Genomic DNA, 26,435 nt, shown 5'->3' on the forward strand with positions numbered 1-26,435 from the left:
TTATGCCTCCCATAATTCACTTACGATTTTATATGCTGCTACTGGATCTTGTGCACCTGTAACGGCACGTCCAACGACGATTAACGACGAACCATCACGTTTTGCGCCGTCTGGTGTTGCAATGCGTTTCTGATCGTGTGCGTCACCACCTGCTAAACGAATACCAGGCGTCACGCGTAAGAACTCTTCACCGCACAATTCTGCAATAGCCTTTGCCTCATGTACGGAGCAAACAACACCATTTAAGCCAGCTTGTTTTGTTAAGCTTGCATAATGTAATACAGACTCTTGTAAAGATAAAGTAATTTTTTGCTCTGCCTGCATTTGTTCTTCTGTTGTAGATGTTAGCTGTGTTACGGCAATTAATGCCGCACGTTCACGTCCTGCTGGTGTACCTGCTTCAAGCCCCTCAAGTGCTGCCTCCATCATCGGACGGCCACCCGCCGCATGTACATTGACTAAATCTACACCTAATTTTGCTAAGCCCTTCATGGCAGAGCCAACTGTATTAGGAATATCATGTAGCTTTAAATCAAGGAAAATATCATGGCCTAGATCCTTTACCTTACGTACAATGTCTGGCCCTTCCTGCATATATAATTCCATACCAATTTTCACGAAAAGAGGCTCATTAAAATGCTTTAGAAAACTAAAAACTTCTGCTTCTCCAGGAAAATCTAGGGCAAGTATCGGTTTTGTATTCATGAACGATGGCTCCTTCCGATAATTTCTGAAATATGTTTTACTCCTAATTTATCGAGCTTTGCTGGCAATTCATCAATAATATTTGGACAAACGAAGTGATCTACAAAGTTTGCTGTCCCAACAGCAACGGCAGATGCACCAGCGGACATAAAATCGATAACGTCTTGCGCTTCTGTCACGCCGCCCATCCCAATAATCGGAATATTGACTGCCTTATATACCTCATAGACCATACGAATTGCAACGGGCTTTACAGCAGGTCCAGACAGGCCACCTGTACCATTGGCAATCACTGGCTTACCTGTACGCTCGTCTAAACGCATACCGATTAGTGTATTAATCATTGTAATGCCATCTGCACCGCCCGCTTCAACAGCTTGTGCAATTTCTACGATATTCGTTACGTTAGGAGATAGCTTTACGTATACAGGGACTTCAGAAACGGCTTTGACAGCTTTCACTAGCTCGCGTGCTGTTGCAGGATCTGTACCAAATTGAATACCACCACACTTGACGTTCGGGCAAGAAATGTTAAGCTCTAATGCTTTAACATTTGGTGAAGTTGAAATACGTCGTGCTACTTCCACGTAATCTTCTGTTTCCGTACCAGCAACATTTGCAATGATTGGCACATCATACGCTTCTAGAAACTTCAATTCTTCATTCATTACTTTTTCAATGCCGGGATTCTGTAAGCCAATTGCATTCAACATCCCTGCTGCTGTTTCAGCTACACGTGGCGTTGGATTGCCAGGACGCGTTTCGACAGTCGTAGCTTTAATCATTATAGCGCCAAGCTTTGATAAATCATAAAGCTGGGCATATTCACGACCAAAGCCAAAGCAGCCGGAAGCTGGCATTATTGGATTTTTTAAATCTAGGCCTGGTAATTGGATAGTTAATCGACTCATAATGCCACCGTACCTTTCGGGAAAACTGGACCGTCAGAGCATACTTTGACATAGTCTTTTGCTACTTGATCCGTTGTTTTACATACACAAGCAAAGCAAGCGCCGATACCGCAGCCCATACGCTCTTCAAATGATAAATACCCTTCTTTGTCTGGATAAAAGCCTTCAAGTGCTTTTAACATTGGTAGCGGACCGCAAGAATAAAAGACATCGAATTCAGGTGCTCGTGACTCTAAAACATTCGTGACAAAGCCCTTTGTCCCTTTAGAGCCGTCAACTGTTACATAATGCGTCTCTCCAAGGGCATTGAATTGTTCCTCATAAAAGCATACATCTTCTGATTGAAAGCCTAGCACATGAATTGTTTTAACACCACGTGCCTTCAATTGCTTCGATAGCTCATGTAACGGTGGTACACCGATTCCTCCGCCAACTAAAAGAGCTGTACCTCCCTCTTTTACAGCGTCTACAGGGAATCCATTTCCAATTGGACCGAGTACATTGACAAGCTGTCCTTCACGATTCGTCGCTAAAACTTTTGTTCCGCGACCCTCCGCACGATAAATCATCGTAAACTCGTTATTGTCTTTATCTATATTTGCAATACTTATTGGTCGACGTAAAAGCGGCTCCAATGAATCTGACACCTTTACATGGACAAACTGGCCAGGAGTCATATCCTGAACCAGTTCACCACGAAGTGTCAATTCGAAAATGTTTGTCGCAATTTGCTTTTGAGAGACGACCGTCATTTTCTCTTGACGAATCATATTAGTGTACTACCTCCGCTTTTGGCATTTGTTCTGCTGTGAATGTCATTGATTCAATAACTCGGACCATCGCTTCTGCTGTGTCTAATGAAGTTAAGCAAGGTACGCCGTTTTCTACAGACTCACGACGGATTCTGAAGCCATCACGTGCCGGTTGCTTACCTTTCGTTAAAGTGTTGACAACAAGCTGCGCTTCCCCGTTTTGTATTAAATCGATTAATGTTTGACCTTTTGCACCGATTTTGCCAACCACATCTGTGCGTACGCCTGCTGCTTCAAACGCTTTGGCTGTACCTTCAGTAGCGACAATACGATAACCTACTGTTGAGAAGCGTTTTGCAAGTGCAATTGCTTCCTCTTTATCTTTATCGGACACAGTAAACAATACTGTCCCTTCTGTGCGAATTTCCATACCTGCTGCAACTAAGCCTTTGTAAAGTGCTTTTTCTAATGTTGCATCTTTCCCCATTACTTCACCTGTTGATTTCATTTCAGGTCCTAAAGTGATGTCTACACGGCGTAATTTAGCGAATGAGAACACTGGTACTTTTACGAACACACCTTTTTGTTCAGCTGCTAAACCTGTTGGATAGCCTTGTTCGATGATTGATTTACCAAGAATCGCTTTTGTTGCAATATTCGCCATTGGGATGTTTGTAATTTTACTTAAGAACGGTACTGTACGAGATGAACGTGGGTTAACCTCGATGACATACACTTCACCTTGTGAAATAACATATTGGATGTTCATTAAGCCTATGATTCCAAGACCTTTTGCAAGGCGAGTTGTATAATCCACTAAAGTATCTTTTTGAACTTGAGTTAATTTTTGTGGTGGATATACAGAGATGGAGTCACCAGAGTGAACACCTGCACGCTCGATATGCTCCATGATACCTGGAATTAAAACATTTTCACCATCACAAATTGCATCTACTTCGATTTCTTGACCAGTTAAGTAGCGGTCAACTAATACTGGATGATCAGGAGATGCTTCTACAGCATTTTCCATATAGTGTTGTAATTCTTCTTGGTTGTAGACTATTTCCATCGCACGTCCACCTAGTACATATGACGGACGAACTAACACAGGGAAGCCTAGACGTTCACCTATAGCAATTGCTTCCTCTGTTGAGATAGCTGTTTCACCTTGTGGCTGTGGAATGTCCATATCACGCAATGCTTGCTCAAATTTGTCTCGGTTTTCTGCACGGTCGATATCTTCAAGGGATGTACCTAAAATTTTCACGCCATTTGCCTCTAATTTATCAGCAAGGTTAATGGCTGTTTGACCACCGAATTGAACAACCACACCGATTGGTTGCTCCAGGTCGATAATATGCATAACATCCTCAATCGTTAATGGCTCGAAGTATAATTTATCTGAAATCGAGAAGTCAGTTGATACTGTTTCTGGATTTGAATTAATGATAATTGCTTCGTAACCAGCTTCTTGAATTGCCCATACTGAGTGTACTGTAGCGTAGTCGAATTCTACTCCTTGACCAATACGGATTGGACCTGAGCCAAGTACAACAACTGATGGCTTGTCTGATTTAATGGATTCGTTTTCTTCCTCATACGTTCCATAGAAGTAAGGTGTTTCAGATTCAAACTCTGCTGCACATGTATCAACCATTTTATATACTGGGATAATGCCATGTTCTTTACGATATGCGTAAACTTCTTCTGGTGTTGTTTCCCAAAGCTCTGCAATTTTCTTATCCGCAAAGCCTAGACGTTTTGCTGTACGTAATACGTCTTTATCGTTTTTATTGTCAGCAAGTGTTTGCTCCATATCTACGATGTTTTTGAATTTATTTAAGAAGAATAAGTCGATTTCAGACCACTCATGGATTTGTTCGATTGTCACACCACGACGCAGTGCTTCACCGATGAAGAATAGTCGCTCGTCACCTGCTTTACGAATACGTTTTTCAATCCAAGAATCAGAGTTTTCTTCTGCATGTTTAAGCTCTAAGTGAACTTGACCTGTTTCAAGAGAGCGCACCGCTTTTAGCATAGCTTCCTCAAACGTACGACCAAGTGCCATTACCTCACCAGTCGCTTTCATTTGTGTACCAAGATTACGCTTTGCTGATTCGAATTTATCGAATGGCCAGCGTGGAATTTTTGCTACGATGTAGTCTAGAGCTGGCTCGAAACAAGCATACGTAGAGCCTGTTACCGGGTTTTTAATTTCATCTAACGTTAAACCGACTGCAATTTTTGCTGCTAGCTTTGCAATTGGATAGCCTGTTGCTTTTGACGCTAACGCTGATGAACGTGATACACGAGGGTTTACTTCAATCACATAATAATTAAAGCTGTATGGGTCAAGGGCTAATTGTACGTTACAGCCGCCTTCAATTTTTAGTGCACGGATAATATCTAAAGAGATATTACGTAGCATTTGGTTTTCACGATCTGAAAGTGTTTGCGTAGGTGCTACTACGATGGAGTCACCTGTATGAATACCAACAGGGTCAACGTTTTCCATGTTACATACAACGATTGCGTTGTCTGCCGCATCACGCATTACTTCATATTCGATTTCTTTATAACCCGCAATTGATTTTTCTAGTAAGCATTGTGTTACTGGAGAATATTTTAGACCAGATGTCACAATCTCTTCCAGATCTTGATCGTTGTAGCAAATACCGCCGCCTGTACCACCAAGTGTGAAGGCAGGGCGAACGATTACTGGGTAGCCAATTTTCGCTACAAAGTTTTTCGCTTCGTCTAAGTTATGGATAATATCTGATTCGGGTACTGGTGCCCCTAGCTCATACATTAAATTACGGAATAAATCACGGTCTTCTGCTTTATGGATAGCCTCTAATTTTGTACCAAGAATTTCAATACTAAGTTCATCTAGAATTCCTGATTTATCTAATTCAATCGCCATATTCAGACCCGTTTGACCACCAAGTGTTGGTAGGATGGCATCTGGACGCTCTTTACGTAAAATTCGTGATACGAACTCAAGTGTAATTGGCTCAATATATACTTTGTCGGCAATTTCTGTATCTGTCATAATTGTCGCAGGGTTTGAGTTAATTAAGATAACGCGATAGCCTTCTTCTTTTAATGAAAGACAAGCTTGTGTTCCTGCGTAGTCAAATTCTGCTGCTTGTCCGATCACGATTGGACCTGATCCGATTACTAAAATAGTTTCAATATCTGTACGTTTAGGCATGTTGTTTCCCCTTCCCTGCTTCTACTTCCATCATTTCGATAAATTCATCAAATAAGTGATTTGAATCCTCTGGTCCTGGTGATGCTTCTGGGTGATATTGCACTGTGAAGATTGGATATTTCTTGTGACGCACACCTTCACAAGTACCATCATTTAATGCGATATGTGTTAATTCTAAATCTGTATCTTTTAATGAATCGATATCGATTGCATAGCCGTGATTTTGAGATGTTAAATCAGTACGGCCAGTACGTAAATCTTTTACTGGATGGTTTCCACCGCGGTGACCGAATGGTAATTTGAAGCTTCGTGCACCACTTGCTAAAGAGAAAATTTGGTGGCCTAAGCAAATACCGAACATCGGCACTTGTCCGATTAAATTACGAACTGTTTCAATACCTTCTTGTACATCTTCAGGGTTACCTGGACCGTTTGAAAGCATGATTCCATCTGGATGCCACGCTAAAATTTCCTCTGCTGGCGTATTGTAAGGTACAACAAGCACATCACAATCACGTTTGTTTAACTCACGAAGAATACCGTGTTTCATACCATAGTCAATTAAAACTACACGTTTGCCACGACCTGGTGATGGGTAAGCTGCTTTCGGCGTTACCTCACGTACATGGTGAGTAATCGCTGGTGTTGCCTGTAATTTTGCTACGATTTCATCCACATCCACTTCTTCATCAGCCGCTGTTAAAATAGCCTTTACTGACCCTTTGCTGCGAATAATACGAGTTAATTTTCGTGTATCGATTCCTTCAATCCCTGGGATATCCTTTGATGTTAAGTACTCATCAACTGTTAAGTCACAGCGGAAGTTTGAAGGTGTTTTTGCTAATTCACGAACTACAAATCCACGAATAGCTGGTGTGATCGATTCAAAATCATCACGGTTAATACCATAATTACCAATTAAAGGATAAGTTAACGTTACGATTTGTCCGTAGAATGAAGGGTCTGAAATTGTTTCCTGATAACCTGTCATCCCTGTTGTGAATACAACCTCACCTTGTGAAGCTCGCTCGCTACCGAACGCTGTACCTGTAAATACTGTGCCATCTTCTAAAATAAGTAAACGTTTTTTCATTACTCTGCCTCCTGGTATACGATATTGCCTTCGAAAATTGTAAGGACTGGCCATCCTTTTGCAACCCAACCATTGAATGGTGTATTGCGCCCTTTTGATACAAAGCCCTCTGCATCAATTGTTTGTTCTTTATTTAAATCTATTAAAATCATATCTGCAGAAGATCCAACTTCTAATGTGCCATATGGTAGATCAAAAATTTGTGCTGCCTTTACTGACATCCAGTCAATCAACTGTTTTAACGTCCATTTCCCTGTTTCTACGAACTGAGTGTATAGTAGTGGGAATGCTGTTTCAAAACCTACAATGCCAAACGGTGCTCCAACCATGCCACAACATTTTTCTTCCACTGTATGTGGTGCATGATCTGTAGCGATACAGTCGATCGTGCCATCAAGAAGCGCTGCATGTAGAGAGTCTTTATCATCTGCACCGCGTAATGGCGGGTTCATTTTCCAGTTTGCATCATCTGATGGAATATCCATTTCTTCAAGTAATAAATGATGCGGACAAACTTCAGCAGTTACTCGAATGCCTGCCGCTTTAGCATCTCGTACTGCACGTACAGATTCCTTAGTTGAAACATGACAAACGTGATAGCGTGCGCCAGCTGCTTCTGCTAGTAGCACATCACGCGCAATTTGAACAGATTCACAAATCGATGGAATTCCTGGTAGGCCAAGCTCTTTATTACGCTTTCCTTCATGCATGACACCATCGTAAATTAATGAGTTATCTTCACAGTGCGCCACAACTACCATATCATGCTGTGCTGCATCCTTCATTTGTTCATACATTGTTGACGCAAGCTGGATACCAACACCATCATCTGAAAATGCAACAGCTCCATGTGCTTTTAATTCTTCAATATTTGTACGAACTTCACCTGAAATGTCCTTTGTAAGTGATCCGTATGGAAGCACTCGAATAGCTGCACTTTCTTTAATAAGACCATTAATCAACTGCATGTTTTCTACAGAATCTGGTACTGGTTTTGTATTTGGCATCGCACAAATTGTTGTGAAGCCGCCTTTTGCTGCTGAAGCTGAACCAGTAGCAATTGTTTCTTTATGTTCAAAGCCTGGCTCACGTAAATGAGTGTGGACATCGACAAAGCCTGGTGCAACAACAAAACCATTTCCTTCAATAATTTCAGCGTCTGCTACAGTTACATCTTGTCCGATTGCAGTAATTTTGCCTTCTGCCATAGCGATATTTACAATTTGTAGCTCGCCTTGTTCATTTAACATTTGTACATTTTGAAGAACCTTTGTCATGTTATTCTCTCCCCTTTAAAATTGTTTCGACAATTGCCATGCGTGTATATACACCATTTCGAACCTGCTCGAAAATTCGAGAACGCTCGCACTCTACTAGCTCTGAAGCAATTTCTACATCACGATTGACCGGTGCTGGATGCATGATAATCGCTCTTTCCTTCATTTGTTTTTCACGTTCAATCGTTAAACCGTACTCTGTATGATAGCTCTCTTTTGAGAAGCTTTTATTAACCTTATGACGTTCATGTTGTACACGAAGTAACATAATAACATCGCTTATTTCGATTAAATCATCCCAAGAATGATGTGCTTCGAAACCGCCTCCCCACTCTTCTGGACAAAGGAAATGAACATTTGCCCCAAGGCGTTGTAATGCGGACGCATTCGATTTTGCTACACGGCTATGAGATATATCTCCAGCGATTGTCACATTCAACCCCTCAAATGAACCAAACTCTTTTTTGATTGTATAAAGATCCAGTAATGATTGTGATGGATGTTGGCCTGCCCCATCACCAGCGTTAATGATTGCAACATTTATGCCTTCCAGAAGCTCATTGTAATATTCATCTTCAGTTGCTCGAATGACAACTGCATCCATGCCTATCATCTCTAACGTTTTAACAGTATCGTACATTGTTTCCCCTTTTGTAACACTCGAAAAACCAGCATCAAATGGGATAACGTTACAGCCAATTTTGCGCTCGGCCATTTCAAAGCTCGTTTTTGTCCGGGTACTTGGTTCAAAAAATAAGTTTGCAATGTTGTAAGTTTGAGATAACGATGATGCTTCACCATTTTCAAAAGCTTGAGCACGATCTAGGATGTGGTTGATTTCTTCTGTTGTTAAATGTTCCATCGATAATAAGTTCTTCATCATGTGACCTCCATTGAGTTGTGTGTCATGAACGTCTATGTATGACGTTCTCTTAAATCAATTACGCCAAGGCGTAATTGCGATAAAAAAGCCCCGCTGATGTCATCAACGAGGCATAAGGAGGCGTGACAAACTAAAGCAGGGTACATTCCTACGCTTAACCTGTCCACGACTTCCCTTTTTTTGCCTCTCTGGACAATTCATTAAAAGGTACTACTATGAATTTTCATTTTGTTTATATGATACTGGTATATCCGCTTCTTTTTTACCTGGTAGGATGGCGTTTAAAAGAACACCGATAATCGCTGCTAATGCCATACCTTCGATACTTAGTGATTCAGAAATTACAAACTTCGCGCCACCAATGCCGATTACTAAGATAACAGAGGCAATCACTAAGTTACGACTATTTCCGAAGTCGATATGATTATCAACTAGCATTCTTAATCCACTAGCGGCAATGATACCGAAGAGTAAGATAGAAACCCCACCAAGTACAGATGTTGGAATCGTTGCAATAACTGCCATTGCTTTCCCGAAGAATGAAAGTAATACTGCTACAACTGCTGCACCTGCAATTACATACACACTGTAAACACGAGTGATAGCAAGAACGCCGATGTTTTCACCGTAAGTTGTTTTCGGTGGACCACCAATCAATGCACTGATGAATGTTCCAAGTCCATCCCCTAATAGAGAACGATGTAAACCCGGTTCTTTAATATAATCTCGATTGACAACTTTACCTAAAACTAATTGGTGACCAATATGTTCTGAGATGGTTACGATAACGATTGGCACCATTGTCAGTAGTAGTTTTGTTGTAATTTCAAAGTCATAGTGAACACCTGGTATTAAGAAGTCAGGGAGTGCAAAGAAATCTGCTTTAGCAATTGGTGAATAATCAACGATACCGATGATCATTGAATATACATACCCAACAATTAAGCCAATTAAGATTGGCATTGTACTTAAAATCCCTCTAAAGAAAATCGTGAAAATAATCGCTGTAAATAATGTTACTAACGCTGCTGAGAAGTGTAAAAAGCTATACTCACCGTCTACATTCATCGCCATATTAACCGCTGTGCCTGATAATCCAAGACCAATTACCATGATAACAGGACCTACTACAATCGGCGGCAAAATTTTCATGATCCACTTATAGCCACTTTTCCAAATGACAAGGGATACAATACCATATGTAATCCCGACTGCCATAGCACCAATCATTGCACTTCCTACGCCGCCAGTTTTTGTCGCAAGGATAATTGGGGCAATAAATGCAAAGGATGACCCTAAATATGCTGGCACTTGAAACTTCGTAATCAGTAAGAAGAATAAGGTTGCAATTCCACTCGTTAAAAGGGCGATAGCTGGGCTCAGTCCTACCAACTGCGGGACTAAAATTGTTGACCCAAACATGGCAAACATATGTTGGAAACTTAATGTCACCAGTTGGACTGGGGTCGGTTTATCCTTAATATCTAATACAGCATTTGACATATTGTTTCCTCACTTTATAGTTAGTCTTCTTTAAAAATAATGACGTAATCTTCTCCGTCTACCTCTTGTAAATTCACGACAATACGCTCTACTCCAGATGTCGGAACATTTTTACCAACATAATCAGCTCTTATTGGAAGCTCTCTATGACCTCTGTCGATAAGAACTGCAAGTTGAATTTGAGCAGGTCGTCCTAAATCCATGATCGCATCTAGCGCTGCGCGTACTGTACGCCCTGTATATAAGACATCATCAACTAGAATGATCTTTTGATTAGCAACAACATAATCAATATCTACTTGCTCAACGTGCGCTTGTTCATTTTCATGTTTTGTCGATAAATCATCCCGATAAAGGGTAATATCAAGCTCCCCAGTACGAATTGGTTTACCTTCAATTTTTTCAATTCTTTCTGCCAAGCGTTTTGCAAGAAAAGCACCTCTTGTTTTAATGCCAACTAAAATACATTCGTCGATTCCTTTATTACGTTCGATAATCTCATGGGCAATGCGTGTCAATGCCCTTGCCATAGACGGGCCGTCTAATAGTTCATTTTGCGTCATGTAAGTTTCCTCCTCCTCTCTTTATCTATTGTTGGTCATGTGTCCATAAAAAAACCTCTCGAGGCGAATAGCCTGAGAGGGTTGAATACGTGTTTAAAAAGCATGTTGAAAAATTTGCAGCACAAATTTTTGCAACACTATCACATGTACCTTCTCAGCCTCTCTGGACTGCCATTAAAGGTGAATATTTTGTTTAGTAGTTCATTCACTTTCGTTAGTATAGACCTTCTTTTACTAAACGTCAATGCCTATTTCTTAAATCATTTAATAATTGTTCGTAATCAGCAGGAAGTGGTGCCTCAAACTCTAAATATTCACCTGATGTAGGATGATCGAAGCCTAAAATACCTGCGTGCAGTACTTGTCCACCAAATTCTAATGTCTTCTTTGGCCCATATTTTGGATCACCAACGAGTGGATAGCCGATATAATTCATATGCACACGAATCTGATGAGTTCGTCCTGTTTCTAAACGACATTCCACTAGTGTATAATCGCCAAAGCGTTCGATAACTTGGAAGTGGGTTACTGCATGTTTACCGTTGTCGACAACCGCTTGTTTTTGACGATCTTTTTGGTCTCGACCAATAGGAGCATCAATTGTTCCTTTATCATGAGCAATATGTCCATGCACAAGTGCAGTATACTTACGTGTTACCGTTTTATTGACTAGCTGATTCACTAATGATTCATGGGCCACATCATTTTTAGCGACCATTAATAATCCTGAAGTATCTTTATCAATACGATGGACAATTCCCGGACGCATAACGCCATTAATGCCTGATAAATCATTACAATGATACATTAAGCCGTTTACAAGAGTACCTGTCATATGTCCAGGCGCTGGATGTACAACCATACCCTTTGGTTTATTCACCACAAGAACATCTGCATCTTCGTAGACAATATCAATGTCTAATTTTTCAGCAATAACATCTAATGGCTCTGCTTCTGGGACATCAATTTCTACAATATCGCCGACTTTAACTTTATACTTTGCCTTTACAGATTCGCCATTTACTTTGACAATACCCTCAGTAATCCAATTCCCAATTTGTGTGCGCGACCATTCTGATTGCACGTTAGAAAGTGCCTTGTCAATGCGCTCTCCCTGTTGCTGTTCTTCCATTGTATATGATACTTGCGTCATTGTTTCACCTGTCTCTTTTCTTTTTTATCTTCAACGATTAAACCAATCATTAATACGACTACCGCAATCGTTAAAGCTGCATCTGCGATATTAAAGATTGGGAAATCATAATTAATGACTGGAATTAGTACATTCACAAAATCAACCACTTCGCCTCTAAATAAACGATCAATAAAATTACCGACAGCTCCGCCTAATAAAAGCATTAAGCCTACTTGAAAAATAGGTTTACCCTTGGCTTCTTTATGATAAAAATAAAGGATGGCACAAATAACACCTATTGTGACAATGCTAAATAACCACATCTGTCCTTCTAGCATACCCCATGCTGCTCCCTTATTTCGATGAGACAATATCCCAAACCATGGATCCCATACAGAAATCCGTTCACGTAACTCCATATTTTTTACAATTAGCCATTTTGTCCATTGATCTAAAAGAATCACGAATGCGGCCAATCCATAATATTTATACACAGACATTCCTCCGTTCGCTCAACATCTAACCTATTCTACCATAACAGCCCATCTCAGAATAACTAATATAGCATGAAAATATAAGTCATCACCATTATGTGAGGTTGATTTTCGTTACGACTCGGGCTTTACTAAGGGCGTTCACTGAGATATCCGCTGCTTTGGCTATTCTTTCCGTCGCTTTCGCCTTTCTTTCCATCACTTTGTCAGTTCTATCCGTCAATTTCACTCTTCTATCCGTCTCTCTTCTTTTTTCCTTCACTTCAGCTCTGCCTTCCATCGTTTTTGTCTTTCTATCCATCACTCTGACCGTTCTATCCGTCACTTTCGCTCTTCTATCCATCGCTATTCTTTCTTTCCTTCACTTCGGCTCTGCTTTCCGTCGCTTTCGCCTTTCTTTCCATCACTTTGTCAGTTCTATCCGTCACTTTCACTCTTCTATCCGTCTCTCTTCTTTTTTTCTTCACTTCGGCTCTGCTTTCCATCGTTTTTATCTTTCTATCCATCTCTCTGACCGTTCTATCCGTCACTTTCGCTCTTCTATCCATCGCTATTCTTTCTTTCCTTCACTTCGGCTCTGCTTTCCGTCGCTTTCGCCTTTCTTTCCATCACTTTGTCAGTTCTATCCGTCAATTTCACTCTTCTATCCGTCTCTCTTCTTTCTTTCCTTCACTTCAGCTCTTCTTTCACTTCGGCCTTTCCTATCCGTCACTTTGTCAGTTCTATCCATCACTCTGATCGTCCTATCTGCCACTTTCCATTTTTATAGAACAAAAAAAGCTATTCCTATCACTTCATAAGTAATAGAAATAGCTTAAGGGTGTTTGCTTGTTTACATGAGGTTATTGATATGATCAATTATGCCTCGGTATAATATAGATTTTTAGTTTATATTAAACGTAATATTTTTCTACAACCTCTGCACAACGCGCGCACACTGTTGGATGTGCTTCATTTGTGCCGACTGTTTCAGAAATTGACCAGCAACGCTCACATTTTTCACCTGTTGCTTTCTCTACAACAATCGATGCATGTTCAAGAGCTAATGCATCAGTAGGTGCAGCTTCTATTGGTGCTACTTCAAAAGTAGAAACAATTGAAAGTTGTGCGAAGTCAATGCTTGCATCATTCAATAATGCTGCCACATCCTCTTTCGCATAAACTGTCACTTTAGCTTCAAGCGATTTACCAATTGTTTTTGCATTACGAGCTTCTTCTAATGCTTTTAAAATATCATCACGAACATCAATAATTTTTACCCATTTAGCACGTAGACTTTCGAAGTTTTCCTGTTCATCTACCTCTGGGAAGTCTGTTAATTGTACAGATTCCTCTTCTACAAGACCTTGTGCTTGTAAGTAAGACCACATTTCGTCAGTTGTATGAGGGATAATTGGTGTCATCACTTTTACTAATGTCATCAATGTATCATAAATAACTGTTTGCATCGCACGACGATCTTTATTGTCATTACCTTCGATGTATACTACATCTTTTGCAATATCTAAATAGAATGAAGATAATTCTACTGCAACAAAGTTATTCACCGTATGATAAACAGCTGCAAAATCATAACGATCATATGCAGCACTTACAGTTTTTAAGACATCTTGTAGGCGCATATAAACGTATTGATCCATTTCACGAAGCTCTGTATATGCTACACGATCTTTCGACGGATCGAAATCAGCTACATTACCATGTAAGAAACGGAATGTGTTACGGATTTTGCGATAAACTTCGGATACTTGCTTTAACATATCCATTGAGATACGAACGTCGCCTGTATAATCGACAGAAGCAACCCATAAACGAAGAATATCTGCACCGTATTGATCCATCACTTTTTTAGGGATTATTACATTCCCTAATGACTTACTCATTTTACGACCTTCACCATCTAAAACGAAACCATGCGTTAATAGTCCTTTATATGGTGCATAGCCATTAATAGCTACCGAAGTAATTAATGATGAGTTAAACCATCCACGATGTTGGTCAGAGCCCTCTAAATATAAATCAGCTGGATATTTCATACCACGTTCTACTAACACACCTTGGTGTGAAGAGCCTGAGTCGAACCAAACGTCCATAATATCATTTTCTTTTGTAAACTCACCGTTCGGGCTACCGGGATGTGTGAAACCTTCAGGTAATAATTCTTTTGCAGTTTTTTGGAACCAAATATTTGATCCATGCTCACGGAATAATGCAGAGATATTGGCGATTGTTTCTTGCGTAATAATTGGCTCTCCATTTTCAGCATAGAAAATTGGAATTGGAACACCCCATGCTCGCTGACGTGAAATTACCCAGTCTCCACGGTCACGAATCATATTATAAAGGCGTGTTTCACCCCAAGCAGGTGTAAATGTTGTTGATTTTACAGCCTCTAATAACTCTTCACGGAATGCATCTATTGACGCAAACCATTGTGGTGTTGCACGATAAATAACTGGTTTTTTCGTACGCCAGTCATGTGGATAAGAGTGTGTAAAGAAGTTAAGCTTTTCTAATGCGCCTACTTCTTTTAATTTTTCTGTGATTAATTTGTTTGCATCATTGTAGAATACACCTTCAAAACCAGGTGCTTCATCAGTATAGCAACCACTATTATCAACTGGGCTAAGAATTGGTAAATCATATTGCTTACTAATATAATAGTCATCTTCCCCGTGACCAGGCGCAGTATGAACACAACCAGTACCCGCTTCAGCCGTTACGTGTTCTCCAACCATCACAAGAGATTCACGGTCATAGAATGGATGCTGTGCAACAATACGATCTAATGCGTCACCTTTTACTTCCTGTACAACTTCATATGTTTCCCACTCAAGTACGCTAGCAACTGTTTCTAATAATTCTTTCGCAATGATGAATTTTTTATCTGTAACTGCTACAACAACATAGGTAAATTCAGGGTTTACTGAAATCCCTAAGTTCGCTGGAATAGTCCAAGGTGTCGTTGTCCAAATGATAAATTTAGCATCTGCTGGTACTACACCTTTAGCATCCTTGATTGCAAAGCTTACATAAATAGAAGGAGATTTTATATCTTTATATTCAATTTCAGCTTCTGCAAGCGCTGATTCAGATGATGGAGACCAGTATACTGGTTTTAAGCCTTTATAAATATAGCCTTTTTCCGCCATCTTACCGAATACTTCAATTTGGCGTGCTTCAAATGCTGGTTTTAATGTAATATATGGATTTTCCCAATCACCACGAACACCTAAACGGCGGAATTGTGTGCGTTGATTGTCAATTTGTTCGTAAGCATACTCTTCACATAATTTACGGAAATCAGCAACAGACATTTCTTTGCGCTTTACACCTTTGTTTGTAAGTGCTTGCTCGATTGGTAAACCATGTGTATCCCAGCCGGGAATGTAGTTTACATGGTAGCCAGACATAGAGCGATGACGTGTAATCATATCTTTCAACACTTTATTTAAAGCATGACCGATATGGATATCACCATTTGCATAAGGAGGACCATCGTGTAGCACATATTCTGGACGTCCTTCAGTGCGCTCCATCTGTAATTTGTTAATGTCCATTTCATCCCATTTTTCTTGCATCTTCGGTTCATTTGCCGGTAAATTTCCACGCATTGGGAAATCTGTTTTTGGCATTAATAAAGTATCTTTATATTCGACCATTTTTCAATTCCTCCTTAATTTTTACAAACAAAGAACAAATGCACTAAGGCGCTCATTCACATAAGACAGTTATTAGCAAATCTGAAACATTTTAACAATGAACACTTAGAAGACAAAGTTTCTTATTCTGAAATGCTAATTTAAGCAAATAAAAAAAGCCTCTCTATCCCTCAAAGGGACGAGAAGCTTATACTCGCGGTACCACCCTAATTGTAGTACAAAATTGTACTACCACTTTAAGCACGTTAACGTCGTGCATCACGAAATAACTTACTTCTTTCAGTTATTTAGCTCAGAAGTGATATTCATTGTTATTTGCTTGTTTGGGCTCACACTATCCCCAAATCGCTTTACTACGCCTAACAAATACTGTCTTCATCTCTGCCTGTATGCATATCTGTTCAAAATAATTACTATTCCATTAGTATATGAAAATCAAACAATCACGTCAAGCTTCACTTATTAACGATCTACACTACTACAAAAATGAGCATATCCATTATGATTCGGCTCTGTACGAAAGCGTAGCGACAGCAACATGTTTTTGTCTGTACGAAAGCGAAGCGGCAACAACAACATGTTGTTGGTCACTCAGGTATTTTTCACAGGAAGTGAAGTTCTTAGCCTGAGTTCCTCTATTTCAGTAGGTGTACCTAACACTAGCTGAAAGAAGTTAAACTTGATCGGATTCCTGTGCTTCATCAACAGACGATTGAATTTCAGTAAGATCAATATCATATTGCAGCAAATGATCCCAGTCATCTGCATTCAGTAAATCAAGTTGTGCCTCAACAAGCATTTTAAAACGATTTCGGAATACCTTTGATTGTTTCTTTAGCTCATCAATTTCAATTGTTACTTTACGAGCTTTCGTTAAAGCCTCATTGACAATACGATCAGCATTCTTTTCTGCTTCCTTTACAATAAGCTTTGCCTCTTTTTGCGAATTTCTTCGCACTTCATCAGCTGCCTCTTGAGCTACAACAATCGATTTTTGTAACGTTTCCTCTAAGGAGTTAAAATGTCTCGCTTGTTCTAAAGCCATTTCTAGTTGTTTGTCGACATCCTTTTTTTCACGCAGTAAAATTTCATAGTCTTTAATAATTTGATCTAAAAATTCATTTACTTCATCTTCAGCATAACCCCTGAAGGATTTTGTAAACTCCTTATTATGTATATCAATAGGTGATAATGGCATACGATCCTTCTCTCCTTTACATGTACATTCGTATTTCCTATTATACAATTGTTCCGACAACTTAGCAGTAAAAATTAATGAAAATTACTTGATTTTCAGCTTTTTTGGGCCAATCGACCGACTTGCAATCGAATTTTATCTTTTTTCGTCCGTCCTTCAGTCATACTAATTTTTACTCGACCGCTTCCGCGTACTGATACTATATCTCCTTCTTGTAATTCAAATGCAACTGTATCTCTCTCAGTCCAATTGACACGGACTTTTTTACCCGTAATTAATGCCTGCGCCTTTTGACGAGACATTTTTAAAACGGTGGCAATGACAACATCTAAACGCATAGAGGAAACAGTATGAAACTCTTCCAGCCATTCTTCCTCATTTTCAAGAAGGGGCTCCTTCTCTTTTATTGATTCTACATGCACTTTTACCTTGCCGATACCTGTTAAATGTAAACGTACATATTCTGAAACCTCATTAGCTACAACAAACTGTATTTGGTATTCATTTACACGAATATCGCCAAATTTGCCACGATTCAGTCCTAAAGATAATAATGCTCCAAGAACATCTGGATGCTGTAATTGTACAAATTTTGCAGGGTATTGAATCGTAAAAACCGTAAGCTGAAAATCCTCTTCAACTGGTTCGTAATATGTTGGATAGATTAGCATACGTTGTCTTTCTGCTTTATCAAAGAGCCCGGCACTAACTGTTTTTAATGTGTCATACTGTCCAATAATGGATGTCACAATAAATCGCTGTCGAGGATCTAGAAAATCAGTAAGCTTTGGAGCATATCGATCCTCCACCTCACGCTGCAAACTCACAACCTGTTCAATAAAAGGCTGTTCATCTTTCCTAAAATGCTGAATTAAATGCTCCATAATACTCTCACCCTCTATTATCTACTAATTCTATTTTATTGTTATTTTTACGACTTATTTATTCATCGTTTTGACTCTTCTATTAGTCACTTCGGTTCTTTTATCCTTCATTTCGTTGATCCTATCCACTTCGACTCTTCTATCCGGTGTTTTGTCAGTTCTATCCATCACTTTTGTTTCTACAAGCACAATGCATAGCTTTCTCAATTCGTTCAAGGTTTGTATGTAGTATTCCCAAATAAATAAAAAACCCTCACCATTCGTGAGGATTTTTGTTAACCTAACATATTGTATATATATTGAATAACAATAAAAAGCCCATTTTTTATAATATTAAGCACAAATATTGCCACAATTGGTGAAATATCAATCATACCAAGGGGCGGAATGAATTTCCTGAAAATACCTAAATATGGTTCACACGCCTTTTCAAGTATTCGACCAATTGTTGAATTTTGTGCAGCAGGCACCCATGACATTAATATATATCCGATTAACATAAATGAGTATATATTAAATGCTTTATCAACAAAGTACAAAATAGAATATAACATCATATAAATTACAATCCTCGCTATTAATTATCGTCTAAAATAAAATTTGAAATTTCGCCAGACACTTCTACATTTTCAGGTGTACATAGGAAAATGTCTTTACCGATTCTTTGTATGTCACCGCCAAGTGCATAAACTGTGCCACTTAAAAAATCAATAATGCGCACACCTTGCTCTCGTTCTATACGCTGTAAATTAACGATTGTTGCACGTTTGTTTTTTAAATGCTCAGCGATATCTTGTGCTTCAGCATAAACTCTAGGTTCCACTAATACAACTTTTGCACCTTTAGAATTCATAGCTGCCTGTAAACTTACTATATTATTTGAAGCATTACTCTGTGGAACTATTTCATGAACCTGAGCTTTTCGTTCTTTGATACTTTTTTTAGGCTTCACTGACTGAATCGGTTGCTGATGTTGTACGGGTTGTTGCTGTTGAATAGGAGCTTGCGTGATTTCTTCTTCTAATTCTTCCTCTAGATAAAAGAAGTTTTTAATTTTATTTTTCATGCTCATCCTGTTCCCCTCTTTCATTTCCAACAAGAGCCGTTCCGACTCGTACAAATGTAGCCCCTTCCTCTACCGCAATTTCAAAGTCATTAGACATGCCCATTGATACCTCGGTACAAGGTGCGTGTGCGAATCCTTGCTCGGCTATTTGCTGTTGACATTGTTTTAATTGCTTAAAAACAGAGCGAATAATAGCATCGTCATCTGTATTTGGTGCCATTGTCATTAAACCAACAACTTCAATTTTCGTAAAATTTTTTAATGATTCAATAAAAGGAAGGGCTTCTTCAAACGATAAACCATGTTTCGATTCTTCCCCTGATACATTAACTTGTACAAAGCATTTTACAGGTTTGTCTGCTCTTTTTTCAATTTCTTCTGCTAAGCTCAGACGATCCAATGAATGTAAATAATCTATGTTGTTAATGACCTGCTTTACCTTACGTGTTTGTAAAGATCCTATATAATGCCAATGTACATTAGCTTGAATCGCTTCAATTTTGCGATTTAATCCCTCAGGTCGATTTTCTCCTAAATGAATAAGTCCTGCATCAATTGCTTCTTGCGTTCTTTCTACTGAAACCTCTTTTGTTACTGCAATAATTTGAACTCTCTCTGTTTCACGATTTGCACGTTTTTTTGCTACATGTATTAGATCATTAATTTTGTTTAAATTTGTTAAGATTTTAGTCACTGTTTTTCCCAACTTTACAACAATAGTTTCCTTTATTGTAACAAGCTATGCTTGAATTATCAATGAATAGCCTGACCTATGTGAAAGTACATTTGCATCATTCATCTATTTCCAATAGCTTGGCTTTTTCGATTGAAAATAATTTCACCATTTAGGATAATGCTTTAACTAAGATGACATCCTTTCCCACTACAAGTACATCTTTCATATACACTTTCCTTATAGAATCTTCTCCCCGAAAAAGTCCCAGGTATTTACGTGGTTCTGCAATCATAAAGGCTGTTACATAGCCTGTTTCTTTTGAAACCTCTGCATCTACCACAAATCCTAAAAAACGTCCATTGCCTGCTTCAATTACTTCTTTTTGTTGCAACATCGAGAAACGCATTTTATCCCTCCTAAATCAATTACTCTCAACATCGTTTTTATCTCAACAAACTATGTTTTCCCTCCCTTTATATTTATGTGTTTATTATTGTTTAAATGAACATGAAATGATCAAGGAATCTTTGTCGATGTTGTAGCGCTATGTCATATTAAATTAAGTATGGCTTTTTGGCAAAAGGAGGGGTCGCTTTCCATTCCCCAAGGGGCGCCCAATCGGAACGGAAATAAACAAATTCATATGATATACGTTTTAACAAAATGACATCCAACTTTTTAGTTTTATCGGAACACTTTCAAGAATTATCGCCGAACTTTTAATTTTTATCGATAAACTTTTACGTTTTATCACCTATCTTCTGAATTTTATCGACATCCACCTTCTAATAAGCGAAAAAGGATTCCTGCACAAACTGTGTGTTAATCCTTTTACTTTATAGTGACCAGTCGGAACGGAAATCACCTGCATTTTGTTTAATAAATAAAATGCGCACCCCAGAGTTCGGATGCGCATTGTCTTTTACTTATAATCTTTCTGCATTGTTTCTATCGCATTTTTTTCTAGTCGTGAAATTTGCGCTTGAGAAATTCCTAATTCTTTCGCAATTTCAGTTTGTGTTTCACCATAATAAAAACGCTTTGCAACAATCATTTGTTGACGTTCATCGAGCTTTTGCAAACTTTCCTTTACCGACACGTAGGCAACCCATTGATCCTCTGATACATCATCATCACGTAATTGGTCCATCATATAAACAGCGTCTCCACCGTCTGAATAAATAGGCTCTTGTAATGAAACTGGGTCTTGAATGGCATCTAAAGCAAAAAGAACATCTTCCTTTTTCATGTCAATCATTTCAGCAATTTCTTCAATCGTTGGTTCTCGCAAATTATCGGTTATCCATTGCTCTTTTGCCTGCATCGCCTTATATGCAATATCTCTAAGAGAACGAGAAACACGTAACGCATGATGATCACGCAGATGGCGACGAATTTCTCCAATGATCATTGGAACAGCATATGTTGAAAATCGCACATTATGCTTCAAGTCAAAATGATCAATGGCTTTCATAAGGCCAATACAGCCTACTTGAAATAAATCATCTGCCTGTTCACCCCTGTAGGCAAATCTACCGACAATACTGAGCACTAACCTTAAATTGCACATTACAAGCTCTTCCCTAACTTCAGTTTCTCCAGCTTGTAAACGGATGAAGAGCTCCTTCATTTCCTCGTGCTTTAAAATTGGCAAAGTCGATGTATCTAAGCCGCAAAGATCTACTTTAGTTCGCATATTCGATTCCTCCGGATGTTATTCTCTGACTAAACCGTGACATCAGTTTGTCCGAGAGAAACGAGAATATGCACCAAAGCTACGACCAATTTTAGGTAGGATAAATTTCCCTCTCTAAGATATTGGCTGATTCAAGTTTTCACGTAAATCTTGAATAATTTTCTTCTCTAATCGTGAAATATATGATTGTGAAATTCCTAAATGATCGGCAACTTCTTTTTGAGTCATTTCAATTTTGCCATTGAGGCCGAAACGACATTCCATAATATATCTTTCACGCGCACCTAGTAAATTAATGGCATGAAACATATGTTGACGCTCAATCTTCTTCTCTACATTGTCTAAAATAATATGCTCTTCAGTGCCTAAAATATCAGACAATAGCAACTCGTTTCCATCCGCATCAGAATTTAATGGCTCATCCAATGAAACTTCACCCTTCATTCGGCTTGTTTTACGTAAATGCATCAAAATTTCATTTTCAATACAACGTGATGCGTATGTTGCAAGCTTTATATTTTTATCTGTATTGAACGTTTCAATTGCCTTAATTAAACCGATAGAGCCAATACTAATTAAGTCCTCAATCGGCGTACCCGTATTATCAAAACGTCTAGCAATATAAACAACAAGACGTAAATTACGTTCAATTAGTGTATCTCTAGCTCGTAAATCACCATTCATAAAGGATGCAATGACTGTAACTTCTTCTTCTCGACTTAATGGCACTGGCAATGAATCATTTCCCCCTATATAGTACGTTTCACGACTCCGAAACTTACTCCAAAATTTTTTCAAGCTAGCAAGTAGCCTAAGAAGCAATAGTTCTCCCCCTCTATGAGTTATTTGAAAGCGCTGAAAAATGTAAAATTGCTGCTGTGCTATGTGGAAAATTTTTAGCCTTTTTGGTTAAAACAATATATTCATTCGTTTTCACTTGTGAGTGCTCCCCTTTTATTTGCCACTCATCAAAGCGAAAACCTAGTACAACTGACTGCTGCTGTACTGTATTGACATGAATGAATCGAATATAACGCTGATAATCTTCTGAAAACATTGATACATTGTACGGATCAGTTTCTTGCCATTCTAATAATGATTTACAAAATGCTGCAGGTAAATGTGGTCGTAAAGCTGCATAAGAGACAAAGTGAACAGGTTTTCCTGATAGAGGCTCGATAGCTTGATTACCAGTATCCACAAATGCAGAGAGTGGAATCTTTACATCAAAAATTTTTAACATCGTATCAAAAACAAACTGACCACTTAGACGCTCTAGCTTTACAAATCCCCATTGCTTATAAAAAGCAACAAGATTACCAACAGCTAAAAGTAAGCAAATAATTATAAAATGGACGACAGAAAGATTTTTTAAGTACGGTTGTAACGCTGTTAACAATCCACCGACAACAATTGTTGCAGTCAAAACGATTGGTCCTTGCTTTTGAAAGCTTCGAAGCTTGAAGCGAAAAGCAATACCAATTAGTAAGATAAAGCTCAGCAACGTTGTCAACAGCATTTGACCACCTATTACAGCTACAAAACTACTACAAATAGAACTCATTAATAATCTCGTGTTCTTTACAATAACCCCTGTTATTTTTGCCGTAAACGTGAGGATCGCTAGATTAAAAAGCGTATTAATGAGCACCAGCCATTCTCCATACATAACAGCCGCCTCCTACTTACAAAGTTAGCATGTTACACTCACAAATATTGTCAAACAATCGCATCATTTCCTTAAAATGTTTTGACAAAATACATCTTTTCCTTACACGTTCGAACATAATTAATTTTTACGTTCAAATACCAATTACCTCTATCTAATTGGCGTGTCGCCTCATTTGCACTTCATTTTCACTATAAAAATACTTGCTATATAAAGAAAAAAAGCTCGTATTTTACATATGTAAAATACGAGCTTTTTAGAAGTTAGATTCTTTCATTTATCCACGATTTTTACGGTTACGTAAAAATGCTGGTACCTCAAGCATGTCATCCTGCGCATAATTTTGTTGATTTTGACGTGGTTGCTCTTGCTGTACATATACATCTTGACGTTGTTCACGAATTGGAGCTTGCTGTTGCTGTGTAGCTTGTTTATTTGAATTTAACGTTGGTCTTGTAGTACTACGTTGTTGCTGTAGAACTTCTTCTGAGAAACCAGTGGCAATCACTGTCACAATTATTTCATCTTTTAGATTTTCGTTAATAACAGAACCGAAAATCATATTTACCTCTTCATCTGATGCTGAAGCTACGATATCTGCCGCTTCTTGTACTTCAAATAAGCTAAGGTTCGAGCCACCTGTAATATTCATCAAGACTCCCTTAGCGCCATCAATTGATGATTCAAGTAAAGGACTTGAAATTGCTTTTTTAGCTGCTTCTGCAGCACGGTTTTCACCTGTTGCAATACCAATACCCATTAACGCTGAACCTTTATTAGACATAATTGTTTTTACGTCTGCAAAGTCTAAGTTAATAAGACCTGGCGTGGCAATTAAATCCGAAATACCTTGTACACCTTGACGTAAAACATTGTCGGCTTCACGGAATGCCTCAAGCATTGGCGTAGATTTATCGACAATTTGTAGTAGCTTGTCGTTAGGAATAACGATTAAAGTATCTACAGACTCCTTCATACCACCAATACCACCGATAGCTTGAGTTTGTCGTTTACGACCTTCAAACGTAAATGGACGTGTTACAACACCGACTGTAAGGGCTCCCAAATCGCGTGCAATTTGAGCGATTACTGGCGCTGCACCAGTACCAGTTCCTCCACCCATTCCAGCTGTAACGAATACCATATCTGCACCACGTAGAACCTCTTCTAATTGTTCACGGCTCTCTTCTGCGGCTTTTTTCCCTACCTCCGGGTTTGCTCCTGCTCCTAAACCACGAGTTAGTTTTGTACCAATTTGTAGCTTTGCTTCTGCTTTAGATAAATTTAGTGCCTGTGCATCTGTGTTTACTGCGATAAAGTCAACACCTTGTACACCATGTTCTATCATTCGATTGACAGCGTTGTTACCGCCACCACCAACACCAATGACTTTTATTACTGCAAGTTGATCAATACTTGTATCAAATTCTAACATTTCTTTTTCCTCCCACGGTAACTCGACTCTGTATCATTCATTACGCATTCAAGATCAATTATGCCTCGGTATAATTGCGTCCGGAATCGGCTTTGTGCTGGCACAAAGAACTCCTTTCCGATTCCGTGACATCCGCCGGAGGCATTAACTTCTTTCAGCAGGTGTTTGGACATCTGCTGAAAAGTAGCTTAAATCCGCATTCATCTCTCACCACCTATAGAGGTGGGAGACTTCTGTACCTGTCGCTATGCTTTCGGTACAAAGGACATTTGCTGAAAGAAGTTAATCAAAAAACTTATCAAATAATTTTTTTGCTCTCCCGATTACGCTTCCTTTTGATTCTGAAGGTGCGGCATATTCTTGCTTCTTAGGTGTGGCTGCTGGAGAACCTACAACCGCATATTCAATAGGCTGCGTATTTGTACTTTTTCCGTAAAAATCATCTTCTAAATAGGCGTAACGAATAAGTCCAACTGCCGTCGTATACGAAGGCTCTCTGACGCCAATATAATCGGGTGTATATATTCTAACACGCGTTTGCAGAATTTGACGTGCCAGTTGTGCAATACCTTCAAGCTTTGCAACGCCACCTGTTAAAACAACACCGCCCGGTAAATCACGAACACCTAGACGCGCTAACTCGTCAATCACTAATTCAAATAACTCTTCCAAGCGAGCACCAATAATTTCAGAGATAAAACGCTGACTATACTGATCTGTTGAATCTGTGCCTACAATCGGTACTTCAAACAACTCATCATCTGATGCGTCGTCATAATAGGCATGTCCAAATTGGTGTTTAATTTGTTCAGCTTGTTCTGTTGGAGTTTTTAAGACTATCGATATATCTTTTGTGATATGATCGCCACCAATTGGAATTACACCCGTATGTGTCAACAGTCCCTCTTCAAACACTGTGATAGTAGTTGAACCGCCCCCTAAATCAATAAAGGCAGTACCCTGGTTTTTCTCATCCTCTGTTAGGGCAAAAAAACCTGCTGCTAACGGTTGCAAATATATTTCTCGAATACTTAGACCCGCACGTTCAACACAGCGAAGAACATTGTGTAAAAGTGTCTTGGAAGTTGTAATCATTGTGGCATCCATCTCTAGACGGATACCAATCATACCACGAGGATCTTTAATTTCGTCTAAGTTATCCACAATAAATTGTCTTGGAATGATGTTAACTAATTCACGTTCAGGAGGTATTGACATGACCTGTGCAGATTCTACCACTCTGTCTAAATCATCATCTGTAATTTCTCTATTATCACTATTTACAGCGACAACACCTTTAACTAGTTGTAACATCGTCTGGTTAGCTGGAACTCCTAAAACGACTTCATTAATTTGATATCCTGTCATTCGCTCGGCTTGTTCTATTGCTTTTCGAATAGATTGAACTGTTGCATCAATATCAACAATTGCACCTTTTCGAACCCCATTCGATTTTACATTTCCGACCCCAATTACATGTAATTGACCGTCACTCATTTCACCTATTAATACCTTGATAGAGGATGATCCTATATCAAGAGAAATATATAAATCTTGCTGATTCAATCCGCTGCACCTCCTTGAAAAATGCTCTTATTTTCATTCTATTGTAAATT

25 protein-coding genes and 1 other annotated feature are annotated in these 26,435 nt (G+C 38.9%); all 25 genes read right to left on the reverse strand.

The genetic code is table 11. From position 1 onward, the window contains the following. Entirely contained in the window at positions 1 to 705 is a 705-nt protein-coding gene (gene pyrF / locus ACIQXF_RS01350; RefSeq protein WP_402778027.1) for an orotidine-5'-phosphate decarboxylase, read from the reverse strand. Beyond that, the gene (locus tag ACIQXF_RS01355) at positions 702 to 1,616 is read right to left on the reverse strand and encodes a dihydroorotate dehydrogenase (RefSeq protein WP_402778030.1); all 915 of its coding nucleotides are present in this window, start codon (positions 1,614 to 1,616) and stop codon (positions 702 to 704) included. The genes pyrF and ACIQXF_RS01355 overlap by 4 nt, the downstream gene beginning before the upstream one ends. Further along, the gene (locus tag ACIQXF_RS01360; RefSeq protein WP_402778033.1) at positions 1,613 to 2,386 is read right to left on the reverse strand and encodes a dihydroorotate dehydrogenase electron transfer subunit; all 774 of its coding nucleotides are present in this window, start codon (positions 2,384 to 2,386) and stop codon (positions 1,613 to 1,615) included. Before ACIQXF_RS01360 ends, ACIQXF_RS01355 begins: the two co-directional genes overlap by 4 nt. Position 2,387: 1 nt before the next feature. Then, the gene (gene carB / locus ACIQXF_RS01365; protein WP_402778036.1) at positions 2,388 to 5,585 is read right to left on the reverse strand and encodes a carbamoyl-phosphate synthase large subunit; all 3,198 of its coding nucleotides are present in this window, start codon (positions 5,583 to 5,585) and stop codon (positions 2,388 to 2,390) included. Beyond that, positions 5,578 to 6,678 (reverse strand): carbamoyl phosphate synthase small subunit, encoded by a 1,101-nt coding sequence (locus ACIQXF_RS01370; protein WP_402778039.1) that lies wholly within the window; start codon positions 6,676 to 6,678, stop codon positions 5,578 to 5,580. Before ACIQXF_RS01370 ends, carB begins: the two co-directional genes overlap by 8 nt. Then, on the reverse strand, positions 6,678 to 7,955 hold the full coding sequence (locus ACIQXF_RS01375) for a dihydroorotase (protein ID WP_402778042.1): 1,278 nt from the start codon (positions 7,953 to 7,955) through the stop codon (positions 6,678 to 6,680). The genes ACIQXF_RS01370 and ACIQXF_RS01375 overlap by 1 nt, the downstream gene beginning before the upstream one ends. A gap of 1 nt (position 7,956) precedes the next feature. Further along, a complete protein-coding gene (locus ACIQXF_RS01380; RefSeq protein WP_402778271.1) occupies positions 7,957 to 8,835 on the reverse strand; it encodes an aspartate carbamoyltransferase catalytic subunit in 879 nt (292 codons plus the stop codon). A 216-nt stretch (positions 8,836 to 9,051) separates the two neighbouring features. Further along, positions 9,052 to 10,341, reverse strand: a complete 1,290-nt coding sequence (locus ACIQXF_RS01385) for a uracil-xanthine permease family protein (RefSeq protein WP_402778045.1) — start codon at positions 10,339 to 10,341, stop codon at positions 9,052 to 9,054. Positions 10,342 to 10,361: 20 nt separating this feature from the next. Further along, the gene (gene pyrR, locus ACIQXF_RS01390) at positions 10,362 to 10,904 is read right to left on the reverse strand and encodes a bifunctional pyr operon transcriptional regulator/uracil phosphoribosyltransferase PyrR (protein ID WP_402778048.1); all 543 of its coding nucleotides are present in this window, start codon (positions 10,902 to 10,904) and stop codon (positions 10,362 to 10,364) included. 241 nt (positions 10,905 to 11,145) lie between these two features. Further along, a complete protein-coding gene (locus ACIQXF_RS01395) occupies positions 11,146 to 12,057 on the reverse strand; it encodes an RluA family pseudouridine synthase (RefSeq protein ID WP_402778051.1) in 912 nt (303 codons plus the stop codon). Further along, the gene (lspA, locus tag ACIQXF_RS01400; protein WP_402778054.1) at positions 12,054 to 12,533 is read right to left on the reverse strand and encodes a signal peptidase II; all 480 of its coding nucleotides are present in this window, start codon (positions 12,531 to 12,533) and stop codon (positions 12,054 to 12,056) included. Before lspA ends, ACIQXF_RS01395 begins: the two co-directional genes overlap by 4 nt. Before the next feature lie 94 nt (positions 12,534 to 12,627). After that, positions 12,628 to 12,876, reverse strand: a complete 249-nt coding sequence (locus ACIQXF_RS01405) for a hypothetical protein (RefSeq protein ID WP_402778057.1) — start codon at positions 12,874 to 12,876, stop codon at positions 12,628 to 12,630. Continuing rightward, positions 12,869 to 13,081 carry a hypothetical protein gene (locus tag ACIQXF_RS01410; RefSeq protein ID WP_402778059.1) on the reverse strand — a complete coding sequence of 71 codons (213 nt, stop codon included), beginning with the start codon at positions 13,079 to 13,081 and terminating at the stop codon, positions 12,869 to 12,871. Before ACIQXF_RS01410 ends, ACIQXF_RS01405 begins: the two co-directional genes overlap by 8 nt. A 345-nt stretch (positions 13,082 to 13,426) precedes the next feature. Next, positions 13,427 to 16,195, reverse strand: coding sequence for an isoleucine--tRNA ligase (gene ileS, locus ACIQXF_RS01415; protein ID WP_402778062.1), 2,769 nt, complete (start codon positions 16,193 to 16,195; stop codon positions 13,427 to 13,429). 171 nt (positions 16,196 to 16,366) lie between these two features. Continuing rightward, positions 16,367 to 16,586 (reverse strand) — a binding site (T-box leader). A gap of 282 nt (positions 16,587 to 16,868) precedes the next feature. After that, positions 16,869 to 17,393 carry a DivIVA domain-containing protein gene (locus ACIQXF_RS01420; protein ID WP_402778065.1) on the reverse strand — a complete coding sequence of 175 codons (525 nt, stop codon included), beginning with the start codon at positions 17,391 to 17,393 and terminating at the stop codon, positions 16,869 to 16,871. 95 nt (positions 17,394 to 17,488) lie between these two features. After that, positions 17,489 to 18,277 (reverse strand): YlmH family RNA-binding protein, encoded by a 789-nt coding sequence (locus ACIQXF_RS01425; RefSeq protein WP_402778068.1) that lies wholly within the window; start codon positions 18,275 to 18,277, stop codon positions 17,489 to 17,491. A gap of 275 nt (positions 18,278 to 18,552) precedes the next feature. Beyond that, a complete protein-coding gene (locus tag ACIQXF_RS01430; protein ID WP_402778071.1) occupies positions 18,553 to 18,834 on the reverse strand; it encodes a YggT family protein in 282 nt (93 codons plus the stop codon). 20 nt (positions 18,835 to 18,854) lie between these two features. Next, the gene (locus ACIQXF_RS01435; RefSeq protein WP_402778074.1) at positions 18,855 to 19,349 is read right to left on the reverse strand and encodes a cell division protein SepF; all 495 of its coding nucleotides are present in this window, start codon (positions 19,347 to 19,349) and stop codon (positions 18,855 to 18,857) included. After that, positions 19,333 to 20,037 (reverse strand): YggS family pyridoxal phosphate-dependent enzyme, encoded by a 705-nt coding sequence (locus ACIQXF_RS01440; RefSeq protein ID WP_402778274.1) that lies wholly within the window; start codon positions 20,035 to 20,037, stop codon positions 19,333 to 19,335. Before ACIQXF_RS01440 ends, ACIQXF_RS01435 begins: the two co-directional genes overlap by 17 nt. Before the next feature lie 151 nt (positions 20,038 to 20,188). Further along, complete coding sequence (locus ACIQXF_RS01445; RefSeq protein WP_402778077.1) at positions 20,189 to 20,425, reverse strand: YlmC/YmxH family sporulation protein; 237 nt, start codon at positions 20,423 to 20,425, stop codon at positions 20,189 to 20,191. 516 nt (positions 20,426 to 20,941) lie between these two features. Further along, a complete protein-coding gene (gene sigG / locus ACIQXF_RS01450) occupies positions 20,942 to 21,715 on the reverse strand; it encodes an RNA polymerase sporulation sigma factor SigG (RefSeq protein WP_402778080.1) in 774 nt (257 codons plus the stop codon). Between the two features lie 114 nt (positions 21,716 to 21,829). Next, positions 21,830 to 22,537: an RNA polymerase sporulation sigma factor SigE gene (gene sigE / locus ACIQXF_RS01455; protein WP_049668349.1), complete on the reverse strand. Its 708-nt coding sequence runs from the start codon at positions 22,535 to 22,537 to the stop codon at positions 21,830 to 21,832. A 13-nt stretch (positions 22,538 to 22,550) separates the two neighbouring features. Beyond that, positions 22,551 to 23,384, reverse strand: a complete 834-nt coding sequence (locus ACIQXF_RS01460) for a sigma-E processing peptidase SpoIIGA (RefSeq protein WP_402778082.1) — start codon at positions 23,382 to 23,384, stop codon at positions 22,551 to 22,553. Between the two features lie 277 nt (positions 23,385 to 23,661). Continuing rightward, entirely contained in the window at positions 23,662 to 24,819 is a 1,158-nt protein-coding gene (ftsZ, locus tag ACIQXF_RS01465; RefSeq protein ID WP_402778085.1) for a cell division protein FtsZ, read from the reverse strand. Between the two features lie 282 nt (positions 24,820 to 25,101). Beyond that, on the reverse strand, positions 25,102 to 26,385 hold the full coding sequence (ftsA, locus tag ACIQXF_RS01470) for a cell division protein FtsA (protein ID WP_402778088.1): 1,284 nt from the start codon (positions 26,383 to 26,385) through the stop codon (positions 25,102 to 25,104). Positions 26,386 to 26,435: the final 50 nt, after the last annotated feature.

It is taken from the genome of Lysinibacillus sp. NPDC097231, from assembly GCF_044761885.1.
Lineage (GTDB): Bacteria > Bacillota > Bacilli > Bacillales_A > Planococcaceae > Lysinibacillus.